11 protein-coding genes are annotated in these 15422 nt (G+C 42.9%); 4 read left to right on the top strand and 7 right to left on the bottom strand.

The window, feature by feature from the left end; all coding sequences use genetic code 11:
- Positions 1-11 precede the first annotated feature (11 nt).
- From WJM94_RS11635 to WJM94_RS11620, 4 genes are all read right to left on the bottom strand, one after another.
- Positions 12-1667, bottom strand: coding sequence for a P-loop domain-containing protein (locus WJM94_RS11635; RefSeq protein ID WP_444494375.1), 1656 nt, complete (start codon positions 1665-1667; stop codon positions 12-14).
- A gap of 136 nt (positions 1668-1803) precedes the next feature.
- On the bottom strand, positions 1804-3726 hold the full coding sequence (locus WJM94_RS11630) for a putative bifunctional diguanylate cyclase/phosphodiesterase (protein ID WP_444494374.1): 1923 nt from the start codon (positions 3724-3726) through the stop codon (positions 1804-1806).
- Between the two features lie 187 nt (positions 3727-3913).
- Positions 3914-5113 carry an enoyl-ACP reductase FabV gene (gene fabV, locus WJM94_RS11625; RefSeq protein ID WP_444494373.1) on the bottom strand — a complete coding sequence of 400 codons (1200 nt, stop codon included), beginning with the start codon at positions 5111-5113 and terminating at the stop codon, positions 3914-3916.
- Positions 5114-5195: 82 nt separating this feature from the next.
- A complete protein-coding gene (locus WJM94_RS11620) occupies positions 5196-5798 on the bottom strand; it encodes an arylesterase (protein ID WP_444494372.1) in 603 nt (200 codons plus the stop codon).
- Between WJM94_RS11620 and WJM94_RS11615 the strand changes: the two genes are divergently transcribed.
- The 3 genes from WJM94_RS11615 to WJM94_RS11605 all read left to right on the top strand — a co-directional run bounded on the left by WJM94_RS11615 (position 5797) and on the right by WJM94_RS11605 (position 10722).
- Entirely contained in the window at positions 5797-6489 is a 693-nt protein-coding gene (locus tag WJM94_RS11615; protein WP_444494371.1) for an ABC transporter ATP-binding protein, read from the top strand. The genes WJM94_RS11620 and WJM94_RS11615 overlap by 2 nt on opposite strands.
- A complete protein-coding gene (locus tag WJM94_RS11610) occupies positions 6489-8954 on the top strand; it encodes an ABC transporter permease (RefSeq protein WP_444494370.1) in 2466 nt (821 codons plus the stop codon). The genes WJM94_RS11615 and WJM94_RS11610 overlap by 1 nt, the downstream gene beginning before the upstream one ends.
- A 334-nt stretch (positions 8955-9288) precedes the next feature.
- Positions 9289-10722 carry an FAD-dependent oxidoreductase gene (locus tag WJM94_RS11605; RefSeq protein ID WP_444494369.1) on the top strand — a complete coding sequence of 478 codons (1434 nt, stop codon included), beginning with the start codon at positions 9289-9291 and terminating at the stop codon, positions 10720-10722.
- Positions 10723-10756: 34 nt separating this feature from the next.
- Here WJM94_RS11605 and WJM94_RS11600 read toward each other — a convergent pair whose 3' ends face one another.
- Genes WJM94_RS11600 through WJM94_RS11590 form a run of 3 tightly spaced genes read right to left on the bottom strand, consistent with a single transcriptional unit; the run spans position 10757 to position 13127 of the window.
- Positions 10757-11692 (bottom strand): biotin-dependent carboxyltransferase family protein, encoded by a 936-nt coding sequence (locus tag WJM94_RS11600; protein ID WP_444494368.1) that lies wholly within the window; start codon positions 11690-11692, stop codon positions 10757-10759.
- Positions 11689-12372 (bottom strand): 5-oxoprolinase subunit B family protein, encoded by a 684-nt coding sequence (locus tag WJM94_RS11595; protein ID WP_444494367.1) that lies wholly within the window; start codon positions 12370-12372, stop codon positions 11689-11691. Before WJM94_RS11595 ends, WJM94_RS11600 begins: the two co-directional genes overlap by 4 nt.
- Positions 12372-13127, bottom strand: a complete 756-nt coding sequence (locus WJM94_RS11590; protein WP_444494366.1) for a 5-oxoprolinase subunit PxpA — start codon at positions 13125-13127, stop codon at positions 12372-12374. Before WJM94_RS11590 ends, WJM94_RS11595 begins: the two co-directional genes overlap by 1 nt.
- A gap of 303 nt (positions 13128-13430) precedes the next feature.
- On the opposite strand from WJM94_RS11590, the gene WJM94_RS11585 reads away from it, so the two are divergent.
- Positions 13431-15368, top strand: a complete 1938-nt coding sequence (locus tag WJM94_RS11585; protein WP_444494365.1) for a diguanylate cyclase domain-containing protein — start codon at positions 13431-13433, stop codon at positions 15366-15368.
- Positions 15369-15422 lie beyond the last annotated feature (54 nt).

Genomic DNA, 15422 nt, shown 5'->3' with positions numbered 1-15422 from the left:
TATCGTGTCGTTTAATGAGATGGTTTGAACTGAGATTTACGCATGCGGTTTAGAGCTGCCATCACATCCAAAGTACGAGGCTTTGCTAAGTCACCCTGTTTTGGTAATGGTGCATGCCATTCACCAGATAGCATTTCTTCGATTTCTTTCGCAGGATTGTTACACCAGCCAGGAAGTTGTGCTAACTGGAACCACAGCCAACCAATGGTATTCACTTCGTCTGCGGATTCTAACTGCTCTAACGCGCTTAGATCGGTAAATTCTTTGCCGAATCGAAGTGAATCTTTTCCTTTTGCATTAATGCGGAACTTTCCATCAGTGAGAATGTTCATTAACGCCACACGGTTAAGAGCACGAGGGCGGAACGTTTTCAACGCTTCTTCAGATTCGTTGTGACGCTGAGTAGGATGCTGGTCGATAACTTGCTTGGCTTTCTCTGTCACGTCAACAGCTTGGTAGTCATGCATTTGAATCACGGTGTTGGCAACATCAAGGTAGTCACCAGAGCCACCCATTACAATGATTGTTGAAATATCCAGTTCATCACGCAGCTGACCAATACGGTCAACAAGTGGTGTAATCGGTTCATCGCCTTTTGCAACCAGCGCCTGCATGCGTTCATCACGAATCATAAAGTTCGTTGCTGACGTATCTTCGTCGATAAGTAAAGACGTAGCACCCGATTCAATCGATTCTTGCAGCCACGCAGCTTGAGAAGTAGAGCCAGATGCATCTTGGGTAGCAAAATCAGCGGTGTCTTTCCCCATCGGAAGATGGTTGATGTAATTCGACAAATTCAGATGATGGACACAGCGACCATCTTCAGCACGAATCTTCATCGCTTTGTTGTCCGTGACAATATACTCACGACCATCACCAGAAATGTGGTCATAAATAGAGCGCTCAATTGCATTCAGTAAGGTTGATTTACCATGGAAACCGCCACCAACGATCAAAGAGATACCTTTAGGAATACCCAAACCGGTCACATAACCCTTATTCGGAGCATGCAATGTAACTTGTAGCGATTCTGGAGCTCTGAATTCAACGGCATCTTTCATCGGTAAATCGCAGTTACCAGCAACACGAGGAAGAATACTTCCATTAGCAACAAACGCGACTAAGTTGTGCGCTTCTAATTGCTCTCTAAGTGCATCCTGATCTTCTACTACCTGGCAGTGCTTTAACATCGCTTCTTTATCTAACTCGCGTTCTAGCGTTGCGCGACGAATGAATTTAGGCAAATGGAACGTCAGTATGTTGTTGGCTTTTTTGCCTAGCACAGAACGGCCTTCTGCTGGAAGATCGACTCTAAAACGTAATTCTATCCCTTCTTCAGTAAATAGAACGGCTGTGCTATCCAACACGGTTTGGCCACTTAGAGCGATCGAAACGGCATTCTCCTGCTTGGCGAACTGATCAAAACTTCGAGCAATAAAATCGCGAGCAGCACGTTGGAAAGCAGGTGATTCATCTTTCAGCCACTCTAGGCCAGTTAAAGACCACGCTCTGATTGCTCTTAGACGAGATGCTGACGCGTAAGGGTCACCTTGAACATGATCGATAAACAGCGTGAAATCAGTAAAGTCATATTGACCTTTGATTTGCTGGTAAGCACGGTAGTTCTGCTTTTCGATTTTCTTTAGTGCGGCAGTTAACTGATCCATGAAAATATTGGCCTTTTAATTAGAAGCGGGCGGCGATTATAGGAATCACCGCCAAGAGAGTAAAGCAGTATACCCCATTGACTTTAATATGCAGGTATCAATGGCACAAACCGATACCGAGCAGGGGACTTTCAACTTATTTCGGCAAAAGCTCTGGTGGATAAGCATACTCTCCACCTAGCGGACGTTGATTAAGCAAACCTTGTTCAAACTCATTACAAGCCATGGGTTTACCATAGAGAAAACCTTGTGCTACATCGCAACCTTCTTGAATCAAAAACTGTTCCTGTGAAGTTGACTCAACGCCTTCTACAACAACTTGCAGATCGAGCTTTTTAGCGATGTGAATAATAGAGCAAATGATGGCGCGATCATTGTCAGACTTTGCCATTTGCTGGACAAAACTCTTGTCGATTTTTATTGCATCGAACGGATACTTTTTCAAATAACTAAAAGACGCAAAGCCTGTACCAAAGTCATCAAGTGACAGCGTCACTCCGGTCTGGTGCAATTTATTTAAGGTTGCCTGAGCAATGATTTCATCTGCGATTAATGCACTTTCCGTTATTTCCAATTCAAGAAAGTGGGCCGGAAGATGATAGGTTTCTAACAGATGTTCCACCTGCTCGGCGAAGTTAACATTTTGTAGTTGAACTGGAGAGACATTAACTGCAACTTTAAAGTTATCAACCAATTCTGACCACTGCTTTGCTTTTGCAATCGCGGTGCGAAGCACAAACAAACCGACCTCAAATATCAGCCCGTTCTGTTCTGCCATTCGTATCAACGCTTCATTAGATACATCACCTAATACAGGGTGACGCCAACGCAATAATGCTTCTGCGCCAATCCACTTATGAGTCTGCAGGTTAACTTTAGGTTGAAAATAGAGCATTAGGTCGTCGTTACGAACCGCTTGTAATAAGTAACCTTCCAACTCATTGTGGTTGTTAAGTTCGTTTGAGTGACTCTCAAAAAAGTATCGGTACGCTTCTCCTGATTCTTTACAAAGCAACATGGCATAGCAGGCATTTTGGAGCAGTTGTTTTGCGTCACTTTTTCGATGAGCCTTAACGACACCAATGTAAGAGTGCAGGTGAATTTCAGTCGCGTTGATGTGAAAATCACCTAAACTGATGTGAGTAATTTCTTCGAGTAACTTGTGTAGTTTAGTATCTACATCGTCTCCCCAAATTAATAGAACCAGATCATTGGAACTAGGACGACCAGTTACAAAACTGGAATCATGTTGGATTAGCCGGGAATGAAATTCTTTGAGTACTTCATCGAAGGCTTCAAAGCCGAATCGTGTTTGTATACTACGTGCATTACTAAAACCGATATTAATAACGATGAGTGATTGTTGATCGTCTTCAAGGGAGCACAGCGTGTTTTCAACAACTTTCTCTAACGCTGAGCGGTTTAAAAATCCAGTCCCTTGATCGTGAGTTTTCTGATAATTGACTTGTTTTTCGGCCGCTTTTCGCCGATCAATTTCTTTGCTTAGTGAAAAACTGAGTTGCGCAAGGTCTGTGGTGCGGTTCTCTACACGATTCTGTAGCTCATGGTTCAATCTTAATAACTTGTGTTGCTGGAAAACAACAGCGAGTTGGGCTTCAACTGAGTCTTTAAATTTGGTTAACAATTGGCGATAAGTATCGTTGAAATCATTTGCCTTTGAATCAAGCATACAGATGGTTCCAAACACTTCGCCATTGGGCCAGAGCAAGGGTAGACCTGAGTAAGAAATCATGCCAAGTTTTATATCTGGGTTATTACTCCAAGTTTTATCAGACAGGGCGTTGGGAACATTGAGCTCACATTTGTTGTGGATGACATATTCGCAATACAAACCACTTCCCAGAGTCTCTTTATCACCAGGCTTGTATGGATTGTCAGGTGAATCGCTCGACGTATTGACCTCAATGTAGTCATCGTGAGCTCGCATAATGAGTGCTGTCGGCACTTCGGCAATTTGACCAAGCAGATTAACAATGTCCTGCCAGCTACTTTGCATGGAGTCAGGGATTTTATAATCTAGAGTCTGAAATCTCCCCATAAGTTCGTCCTTTAAAGTGAGTTCACATCCTGTGAATCTAGGCTTTGTTCAGTTTTTGTTTTTATAACATTACTTATACTTGTTAAGTATAGAGGTGGGTCATCGCGAAACAAAAAAAAGTCCTGAAAACGATTCAGGACTCTTTATTGTTACGAACTGTCTCAAAGATGAAACATTGGGGTAGAGCTTAAGGCTCAAGTAACTTTAGGTCTTCTATTGATATCTCTTGCGAGTAATCAACATTGTCAAAGTTAAAGCCATTGAGCTTCATAAACTCATCTTTATAACCTTGATAGTCTCCAATCTGTTTGAAATTATCTCCGTTCATTTGCTCGACAATCTGTTTCACTTCTTCTTGTACTTGTGGATCGAGCTCCAGATCATCTATACGAATCAGCCTTTCGCCATCCAAAGGTACTTTTGACCCAGTGAATAACTTAGTTGTGAACAAACGCTGCATCTGTTCTATGCATCGTTCATGTGTGCCTTTGGCCTTCATGACTCGATAAAGTGCAAGCAGATAAGGGGACAACGCAGGAATGAAAACACTTGCTTTCGTTACCAATGCTTTACATACCGTCGCGTAAGCGCCGCCACCATAATTAGCCATTTTAAGGTTTAACGCATGGCTGGTTTGGTGTAAGTCGATTTTTGCTCGCCCTAAAGTTCCATCTAAATAGATAGGGTGGGTAAGCTCTGGCCCCATGTACGAAAATGCGATAGTTTTACAGCCTTCGGCAAGAGATTCCGTGTTAATCAACGTGTCAATCCAGCTTTCCCAGTCTTCACCACCCATTACTTTAATGGTTGCCGCTGCTTCTTCCTCTGTCGCAGGCTGAAGGGTGGTCTCTACCCACTGGTCATTTTCCAGCATGATAGAAGCACCCGTTACAGCATTACCAATCGGCTTAATCACACTGCGCCAAAATTCGTCGCTGTTTGGTTTAGGTCGAACACCTGTAGCTAAGCTGTAGATAACTAAATCTACTTCACCTTCGAAATACGTTTCTATCGCTTCAATTACGTCGTTGCGTACCGAATCAGAGAATGCATCACCGACGATATTGATCGCCGTGCGACCAGCGTTATTCGCTTCTTGCTTGAAAAATACATTGTTGTACCAGCCTGCGCTGCCAACCCCTTTTTCAGATGGACCATGCTCAAAAGAAACGCCAATAGTGTCAGCTTTTGCTCCACCAAAGGTAAGGGCAATACGAGCCGCCAGCCCGAATCCAGAGGATGCACCAATAATCAATACCCGTTTTGGGCCATTTTTGATCTGTGGAGCTTGTTTTACGTATTCAATTTGCTCTTTTATCGATGCATGACATCCATATGGATGCGCAGAACGAGCAACAACACCTTGAATTAAAGGTTCTATTCGCATGTTGTTATCTAACCTCGATGAATGAAATCTCAACTAGAATAACGTAAAGTCAGAGACCACTTATTGAGCTAGACCATTAAAATTAAAAATGTTTGATCAATTCTTGTGCGACAAAATCCGCTATCCAAGGCTGTGCTTCTTGTTTCGGATGTAGCCCGTCATCCATCATCCAGTCGGGCTTTGTCACTAAATGCTCTAAGAAAAATGGCATTAATTGTACTTGCTGATTTTCAGCCAATTGCGGGTATATATCGTAAAACATATCGCTATAGCGGGTACCGTAATTTGGTGGGACACGGATTTGCATCATGATGACTTCCGCACCAAATTCTTTGATCATAGTAATCATTTGCGAAAGGTTTGCCGTAATAACTTTTGGTGGGAATCCACGTAGTCCATCATTTGCACCCAGTTCAATCAAGACGATGTCTGGAGCATGTTGTTCCAGAAGTTGTGGGAGACGTGCCAAACCGTTACCTGTAGTGTCTCCTGAGATACTACCATTAATAACTGTTACATTTTGACCATGTTCTAACAGCACTGCGGGGAGTAAGCTAGGCCAACTATTCTCAATCGGCATATTGTAGCCAGCACTCAGGCTATCACCCAAAACAAGCAGTTTTTCGTTCGCTTGCGCGGTAATAGAAAGACAAAAAAAGAGAACTAAGGAAAGTAATCGAATCATGCAAACACCTGTACTTAAAGCACCTATTGTTCAAGCGAATTTAGTTTCTAAACAAGTCTCTACTAATAACGAACGATTAACAATCCTAAAAGATGTAAATATTGACATCAGGAAAGGTGAAAAAATAGCGATAGTTGGTACCTCTGGTGCTGGTAAATCGACGCTAATGACGCTATTGGCTGGCCTTGATACGCCAACATCAGGTGAAATCACTTTGCTTGGTAACGAACTTTCTAAATTGGACGATGAAGCTCGAGCGAAGATCCGGGCTGAATCGCTGGGCTTCGTTTTTCAAAGCTTTTTACTTATTCCAAGCCTGACAGCACTGCGTAATGTAACGCTCCCATGTTTATTAAGAGGCGAAGTCGAAGATGAAAAACGGGCTTCAGAGCTATTAAAAGCGGTTGGATTAGAGAAACGTATGGACCATCTACCAAGTCAGTTGTCTGGCGGAGAGCAACAGCGTGTTGCACTGGCACGTGCATTTATGACACAACCAGAACTGCTTTTTGCCGATGAACCTACCGGTAATCTCGATCACCAAACGGCCGATAGAGTCATCGAGTTACTCTTTGATCTCAATGAGCAGCATGACACTACTCTCATTTTAGTCACTCATGATAGTCATTTAGCAAGTCGATGTGATCGCGTTTATCGCATGGAGGCTGGTGAGCTTCAGGAGGCAGTGTAATGTCAGTAGTATCTTCAAGTGACCAGAGCTCGACTGAGCAAGGAACAATACAAAAGCATTCTCCAAACAAAAGCTTAATTCGTTGGAGTTTCGGCGAAATAAAACAGGGGAGCCTTTGGCCGATAAGCGTGGCTCTCGTGCTGGTGATTGCGAGTATTTTTGCGTTGTCTGCTTTAGCTTCCCGAATGGAGCAGGTGATCGTTAAGCAGGGTAAAGATGCCTTAACTGCTGATGCGGTATTTGTGTCTGCTAATCCAATTCCAAAAACGTTGCTCGCATCAACAGACAAACTTGAACGTTCAACAATGACACGCTTTCCAACAATGGCTTTCAGTGAAAAAGGCATGCAGTTGATATCGGTGCTCGCGGTGGATGATTACTATCCGCTGATGGGGGAGTTAGTATTAGGTGACACCACCTCAGGCCGAGTGAAATCTGGTCAGCTATGGCTTGATGAGCGCATTATGGCCCAGTTGGAAGTTCATAAGGGTGACGTTGTCACTATTGGCGACGCGGATTTTACCGTTTCAGGAGCAGTTTTGCTGGAACCCGGTTTAAGCTTCAATCCATTCCAGCAAATGCCGTCGGCTTACATTCATCAAAGTGATGTCGCTAAAACGGGAGCGATACAAGTTGGTAGCCGTGTGCAATACCGATTGTTCTTGAAAGCTGATGACAAGACATTAAAGCAACTGCAAGACACAACGGAGCTATCGCCAAGCGATCGCTGGCGTACGCAAGACAGTGCAAACCGAAGTAATGAAATCTTTGAAAGAACGACACAATATCTGTCCTTAACAGTAGCGATTGTTATCATTATGGCATCAACAACATTGGTGCTTACATGCCAGAATTATGTGAATAGCCGCACTCAAACCATCGCGATGCTAAAGAGTCTGGGAGCCAGTCGTCGTTGGATAGAGAAATGGCTGTTTATTCAGGTGACAATACTGCTCCTGAGCGCAAGTATTGTTGGTTTGCTTTTAGGGAGTGGACTCGAATATCTGTTACGTATTCCATTAAAAGATCTGCTACCTAACCCACTACCAAGTTACGGTGTCACACCGTTTTTGGTCGCTTTTACGTCAGCGGTGTTGATTACTGTACCAGCATTGGGAATTCCGTTGCTCGGGCTTATTAAAACGCCCGCTCTGGAAGTATTGCAACAAGGCAAAGCACAACGATCTTGGAAACGGATGTTGTTAGTTTTAGTTCCTGTAGTCCCACTATTAGTTCTATACGCAAACAACACTTTAGTTTGGATTGTTCTCATCGGTATTGCGACGTTATTTGCTGTTCTAGCAGCGTTGAGCGTCACACTGACAAAATTGATCGCGCGCTTTTCAACACAACCAGCTACGAAATTGGCGCTTAGCAGAATCAACCGAACGCCAGTTACTAGCGGTTTGCAATTTGGTGCTCTATCTCTGTCCCTGATGTTGTTATCTATCATCTGGTTAGTGCGAAGCGATATTCTTGCTGATTGGGAGAGAACGTTACCAGCCAATGCTCCCAATGTATTCGCATTAAATATTGCGGAGTATGAGCTTGCTAATTATTTAGAAACGCTCGATAAAAATGGTGTTACAAGGTCACAAGCATTCCCAATAATTCGGGGGCGGTTAACCGAAATAAATGGCGTGAATGTCAAAGATATTGAGCATAAAGGAGAAGGATCAGACGCTATTCGTCGTGAGCTCAACTTGACCTGGGGTGACAGCCTTCCGGACTATAATGAGGTACTTTCTGGAGAGTGGTCAAATAAAGAAAGTGTATCTGTAGAGGCTGATGTAGCGAGAGATTTGGGAATAAAGATTGGTGACACGCTAAGGTTTGTGATTAACAGTCAAAACTTCGATGCTAAAGTCGATACTATTCGCCACGTAGAGTGGCGCGACATGAAACCAAACTTTTACTTCATATTTTCTTCTGACGTGATGGCAAGTTTGCCAGGCTCTTATCTTATTAGTTACCGGATAAAAGAAGCAGACCAAGAATTGCTAACCACTATGTCTCGCGCACACCCAACAGTGTCTGTATTAGACATTCGTACTATGGGGCAAAAAATTCAGGCGCTGATCCAACAAATCGTGTCTGCGATTACTATTCTTGCCCTATTAGGTGTAGTGGCTGGTTTACTGCTTATTTTCACGTTGTTGCGCTTAAGCTTGTCTCAGCGCCAACAAGAAATTCGTTTGTATCGCACGTTAGGTGCGAGCAGAAAGCGAATCAATACCACTTTATGGGTTGAGTATGGGATTATGGCGTTGGTAGCCAGTAGTGTCGCTGTGTTGGCATCAGAACTTTGCGTTGCTGCAGTGATGGTATATGGACTTGACCTTAATTCACAAATTCACCCTGAACTATGGATAGCTTTACCTCTGGCGACCTTTGTTACGTTGGCACTTGTTGTAATGAGTTTATTGAGAAGATTATTAACACCAATAAACACTGAATCGGTATAGATCTAAAAGAGTTATAAGCGCTCCATGACACTTTTATTTTAGTTATCCACAAAAACAGTGGATAACTTTAGGGATAACTGAGAGGGGGAAAAAGTAAGGTAATACGAGAGGCTTTATGCCGTGGGTCTTGTGGTAAATATATTATTCACAAAAGCATAAAACACTCTCTAACTCATAAGGCCGTCAAGTACTTTTTCTCAATTTTTTTTCTTTAAAAAAACAAGTTTTGAGGTCTATGCAAACCCATGAACTTTTTGTGATTTTAATCATGCTCAAAGACGAGTAGAATTAACCAATAGTAAAGAATTTCCCTTATAAAATTATCAGTGAAGCAATGAAGTCTGAGTTTCCAAGTTACAAACAAAAACACATCGTTGTTGTTGGCGGCGGAGTTGCCGGTGCAACAGCAGCAATTCATTTTGCAGAACTAGGTTTTCAAGTATCCGTGATCGAAAAAGGCGTGTCACTGGTGAATGGTCCTCCCATCTGTCACCTGCATGCTGGCGGCAACTTATACCGAGAGATTTCTGAGCAACAGTGTTTAGACTTGCTTTCTCAATCTATAGATACCATTCGTCTATATCCGCGTTCACTGAATATTCGTCCTACAATCATTGCAGTTCCGCACTCAGATGGCGGTGATCCTGCAGCGCTTATCCCTCGTCTTGAGGTAATTAAAAACGCTTACCAATCACTCGTTGATAGAGACGTAAGCAACAAGGTATTGGGCGAACCTAACGAGTATTACAAGTTGTACTCAAAAGAACAGTTAGTGGAACTAGCGAAGTGCTCTCAGCCAACCGAGCCATCTACCTTTGATGACTGGTGTATTCCTTTTGCTCAGCATACAGACTTAGACGAGTTAAAATATCCGGTCGTTGCGGTACAAGAATACGGCTGGAGCGTTTTTCGCCTTGCGGCGATTGCCAATCTGACTTTAGAGCAACTACCTAACGCCAATGTCCTTACCCAAGCAGAGCTTAAACAAGCGGATTGGAAGGGCGATCATTGGCAACTCAAGTATGAGCACAACGGAATAAATCATACTTTGACGGGTGACTATTTAGTCAATGCCTGTGGTTTTGAGACTGGATCTGTTGATAATGTTGTTGGAGCTAAACGCGAACGCTTGGTTGAGTTTAAAGCAGCCTACATTACGCAGTGGCAAGCGTGTGACCAGCAATGGCCTGAAGTCATTTTCCACGGTCCTCGCGGGACTGATAAAGGAATGGCACAGTTAACGCCTTATGGCGATGGCTATTTCCAACTACATGGTATGACAAAGGGGATTACCTTGTTTGACGATGGCTTGGTTGCGAGTACTGGTGAATCGGCTCAACCGGAGCTTCCGAGGCTTTTATTGTCCAAAATTCGTGAGGGCTGGAGAGAAGAAGCATTAGAAGAGAGAACTAATAATGCTATTCAGCATATGGCACAGTTCATCCCTGACTACAGCTCAGCTGTAAAAGGTGGAAAAGCACTATTCGGCGCTCAACAGATCCCAGGAACTGACCCGGTATTAAGGGCTGCGGACGTCTCTTTCGAGCGAAATAACTATGCTCGTATTGAAATCGTAAAAGCTTCTTCTACATTACTCGCTGCCCAAAAGATGCTGCAGCATTGGTTTGATATTGAACCTCAACGTAATGTCGAATTACAACATCCGGTCGCGGTGCATTGGAGTGAAGAGGAAGTCGAGCAATATGCAATACAACTTACACAAGAGCGCGACTATCCGAAATCTTTAGCGGAACGTTACGGTATGTAACTCTTTTTGGTCTAAGATTATTCGCGCGACGGGCTTAGTATCCGAAAAACTGAGCCCATTGGCACCACAAGTCTTGCAGTTTCCGTCTATCACCTTTAACAAAGCGCACCTTTTGACCGGGTTTCGCTTGCGCCAGCCTAGGTAAATCAATTCTCGCAACGCATCCAAGCTTTGGATATCCACCTATCGTTTGATGGTCATTAAGCAAAACTATCGGATTCCCGTCACTTGGAACTTGAATTGCACCAAGCGCAATGCCCTCCGAAAGCACACCATTGTACGGAGGATTAATGGTATTGCCCTCCAAGCGATACCCCATGCGGTTTGAGTCTGGCGAAATGGTAAACTCACTTGAGTAAAAAGTGTCTACCACTTCTGTATCAAAATCCTCATATTGGTAGCTTTCTATTACGCGTAGCTTTATCGGTAAATTGTAATCAGGCTTGAAACGGAAGGTCATTTGTCTTGGTTTATGCTGTGGCAGATGATGAGCTGTAAACCTCAGAACATCGCCAGATTTTAGTGCGCTTCCGTTAGCATCAAGTCCACCAAGTGACTCTCGCGTTATGGTCGATGAGCTTCCAAGATGCTGTGGAACATCGAATCCACCTTTAACTGCAAGATAAGCACGCAACCCGTTTTTAGGCATTCCAAAGTGAAGCTTTTGGCCTTTCTTTAATGCAAAATCAGACCAATTTGAGACAGGAGTACCATCAACCGTCGCGTTTAAGTCACCACCACAGATAGCGAGGTGACAATTGTGCAATGCGACAAAGCTAGCATTTCCTAATGTAATTTCTATTGCTGAGCAATTTACAGGGTTCCCCAAAAGATAATTTGCCCAATTATAAGCGTATCCATCAACAGGTCCGCCTTGGGTGATGCCGATATGCCCTAAACCAAAACGACCAAAGTCTTGAATCAGTGAAAGAGGGCCTGGTTTCTCGACTAACAATCCAGCCTCGCTCATAAAACTCCTCCTAACTCAATAAACTCTGGTTTGGATATAGAAGTAAACGTCACCCTGTCACCGACTTCGAACGGAATAAAAGGAGGAGTGTCAGAAAACAAAGCCATAGGACTTCGGCCAATTATGTTCCAACCTGCTGGGCTATCAGAAGGATAGACGGCAGTTTTACTGTCTGCGATTCCAACACTACCAGCTGGAACACGGGTTCTTGGGGATGTCAGTCTCGGCATTTTTAGTTCTTCGCAAACATCAGACAGAAATGCAAATCCCGGAGCAAAGCCAATAGCAGAGACCGTATAAACAGTCTGAGTGTGGAGCTTGATGATATCTTGCAACGACAAACCACTCTCGTTAAATCGCGTTAAGTCCAAGGCAGTTTCTTCTGCATAGTAAACAGGGATAGCAATAGTTCTAGGCTCAGGGCAACTATGCTTTTCAGGGTCAAACTGACTGATAATCTTGTTTAATGTTTCTATCAGAGTCGTCTCATCAATTCTAAAGGGCAAGTAATCAATTAAGATCGTTCTGTAGGATGGAACGACATTCATGATAATACTTTCCAACTGTTCCCTTATTCGGTGCGCCACTTCACCAACGACATTCTCTGGATAGCTCTCGTCAAATCTGACAAAAACACTGCATTCTGAAACAAGTGAAAGACTAAATTTTTCCCGATGCATTAATTCCCTCCAGCATATAGGCTCTGACGGATTTTCTTGATCAACGCAATGGATTCTTCGTTGTCTCCATGTACACAAATCGTGTCTGCTTCGAGGAGAATATAATTTCCAGAAGCAGTTTTAACTCGGCCAGATTCTGCAAGCGTACGAACCTGTTCAAGGATAGCGTGTTCTGTTTTTAGTACCGCATTAGGCTGCGTCCTTGGAGTAAGCATTCCGTCGTCTTGATACAACCTGTCGGCAAACGCTTCAAATAATAATGGGACATCGAAATCGTCAGCGATTTCTAAATATTTTTCATTTTCCTGTGAAGCGAGGATCATCAGCGGTACTTTAAATAGGGCAGCAGCCTTAACGACAGCTCGAAACACCGAATCACTTTTCATCATGTCGTTATACAGTGCACCATGGGGCTTGATATAACCAATGTCAGTATATTGTGCACGACAAAGCGCTTGTAGGGCACCGACTTGATAAACAACCATATTGGTGATTTCATCACCTGCCATGCTCAATGAGCGTCTTCCAAAGCCTTGCAAATCTGGATAGCCTGGATGGGCACCGATTTCCACATCATGCATATTGGCCAGAGTGATAGTATCATGCATAACGTTTGGGTCTGACGCATGAAAACCGCAGGCGATATTAGCCAAATCCACGTGAGGCATAACATCTTCATCGGCGCCCATTTTCCAGGAACCGAAGCTCTCGCCCATATCGCAGTTTAATGTAAGTTGTTGTTTATTCAATGTCATAGTTCTGCTTCTACCCAAGTCTTAACTTCACGATGCGGGAAACCATCCTTGGGTTCAGTAATTTAGTTCATTATTTCCGAATTGGTGTGCGTTTTAGTGTGGTTAGTCTCGTTACACCAATAAGTTTTCCGATTATTTGATATGTTTCGAATTTTAACTTAATTCATTCAACTACAACCTTTTTTTTTCAGAGGTTGGCAATGAATTGTATATTCATCATGTTATTCTTGGCGCCCTTTATGAGAGATGGATTGCATAACAATCCTTCTGTTGTTTGATTATTGTCTGGCGACAGGATTATATATGTCATTACGAATAAAGCTTATTTGGCCAATTCTGGTATTCATCGTTGCCATTTTTGTAGTTAATCACGGTTACGTTTACTACACCACACATCAACCGTTACAACTCGAGCTTATTAAAGAAACACGACTTTTAACTCACAACATCTCTCATTCAATTAAAGATGCGCTTATCGCGAACGACAAGAAAAAAGCAGAAACAATTGTGGCTGAATTACTCACACAAAAAACGATCGTTAGTGCCCAACTCTATGATCGAGAGAATAAAACCATCGTTTTGCTGAATAGGAGTAATGGTGTTACGCCTATTTTTCATCCAGATGAAGTCTCAGCGTTGGGTTATATCCAGACTAAAAACTATTTGTATATCGTTGAACCAATAATCCAAGCGGGTAATGTGGTGGCGCAGTTGGGCATAACCCTAACAAATCAACCTATCGTCATGAATTATTGTTCGTTTTTGAAAGATATCGCAACACTCCTAATTTTCCTAAGCATTAGTAGCGTTTTCTTCTATATCTACATCGGACGTTTAATTCTTAAACCACTGCTTCAACTTAATGGTGCGGTTCAAGATTTGACACATGAGCACACCAATTATTCTGAAATACGCTATCACACCAAAGATGAAATAGGTGAGTTGATAAGTTCGTTTGATCGCATGGTGCTTAAGTTACTTCAACGCGACAAGCAGCGCCAACATTCATTAGAAACTCTCAAACAGAAAAGTACAGTGTCCAATGAAGTTATTGAGTCTATCCGTTATGCGCTGGTCATTACGGATAATCTTGGCACTATTATTCACGCCAATTCAGCGACCTACGACATGTTTAATAAAAACAGTAGAGAACTACTGCATACCGACATCCGCAATCTCATTAGTACCAAGAGCTCCATTGAACTGAACTATATATTGGACAAGTGGGTAGAATGTACTGAAATCAAATTGAGTCGTATTGATAACGAACAGCAATATAGCCTTTCCAGCCGTTTTTTATCTAAACAAGGATATCTGTTGTTTGAAATTAGAGATATTACAGAAATTGAAGCGGCTACGAGTAGGGAGCATATCGCTGGACGTGTTTTTGAAAGTAGCCAAGATGGTTTGATTGTTCTCAATGAAAGGGGTGTCATCACAATGGTCAATCCAGCGGTGACAAAGTTGCTCGGTAAAAACATTGAAAAGTTAGTAGGGCATACGTTTATAAGCACTATTCGCAGCCCAGTACTTCGAAAGATGCTCCCAAGTATCATTAAGTCCATCGAAAATTACGGTCTCTGGCAAGGAGAAGTCATCGAGCAGACTCAGTCCGGTCAATTCATTCCTATGTTTGCGAAAGTGAATCGGATAATGAAGTGTGAGAGTAATGAGCTGTATGATTCCGTTATCGTTCTCACCGATCTTTCCGAAGCTAAAGAGATGGAGCGGCTGGAATATCTTGCACACCATGATCCACTAACAGGGTTAGCAAATCGTTCTAAGTTTAATTTTGTATTAGAAGAACTCGTACAAAGATCAGCATACGTTCGGGATGAATTTGCGGTAATTTATCTGGACTTAGATGGGTTTAAAGCGATCAACGATACATATGGTCATGATGCCGGAGATGAAGTACTTAAAGTAGTGGCTGAGCGTATGACCTCCGTTACTCGACACAGTGATTTAATCGCCAGACTATCGGGGGATGAATTTGTCATATTGATTAACCCAGCGAATCAACCCGTCGTCACTCGCGTATCAGAACAGTTACTCAAGAGCATATGTACTTCGATTTCATATAACGGTCATACGCTTAGCGTTGGTGTCAGTATTGGCGTTAAACTGGTCGGTTTGAATGAAAGGGATGCAGACCGCATTTTAAAAAGCGCGGATAAAGCCATGTATCAAGCCAAAAAATCAGGAAAAGGTCGAGCAATATTAGCCGGATATGAGCTGTAAGAGAGTGTTTAATTTCAATCACTAAAGCTTTAAACTATCCCTATTCGCGTCAGA

Origin of the sequence: Vibrio sp. YIC-376 (assembly GCF_052353105.1) — a bacterium.
In the GTDB taxonomy this organism is placed as follows: domain Bacteria; phylum Pseudomonadota; class Gammaproteobacteria; order Enterobacterales; family Vibrionaceae; genus Vibrio.
This window is presented reverse-complemented; position numbering and strand designations above follow the sequence as displayed.